This window comes from Glycomyces buryatensis, assembly GCF_004912275.1.
GTDB lineage: Bacteria > Actinomycetota > Actinomycetes > Mycobacteriales > Micromonosporaceae > Glycomyces > Glycomyces buryatensis.
Window position 1 is genome coordinate 443 of sequence record NZ_STGY01000038.1, and the last position, 300, is coordinate 742.

Here is a 300-nt window from a genome sequence, read left to right on the forward strand (position 1 = left end):
CTCATACGGGGCCAGCCCCGACGCACCCACCCGGCACGGGCACACCGCGACACTCTCGCTGTTGTGCGACCTGGAGACCCTGCAAGGCAACGACACCGGCCGGGTCCCCACCCTCGAAGGCCGGCCGGTCTCGGTCGCCAAGGCCCGCCTCCTCGCCTGCGAGGGCAGCGTCATCCCGATGGTGTTCGACTTTGCGACCGGGGAAGTGGTCGACCTCGGACGAGCCGAACGCCTCCCCAACACCGCGCTGCGCAGGAAACTCGAAGCCGAGCAGGCGGGCGGGTGCGCCTGGCACGACTG

1 pseudogene is annotated in these 300 nt (G+C 71.0%); it reads left to right on the plus strand.

The window, feature by feature from the left end:
• A pseudogene (locus tag FAB82_RS09495) lies at window positions 1-300 on the plus strand (hypothetical protein); the annotation flags it as partial.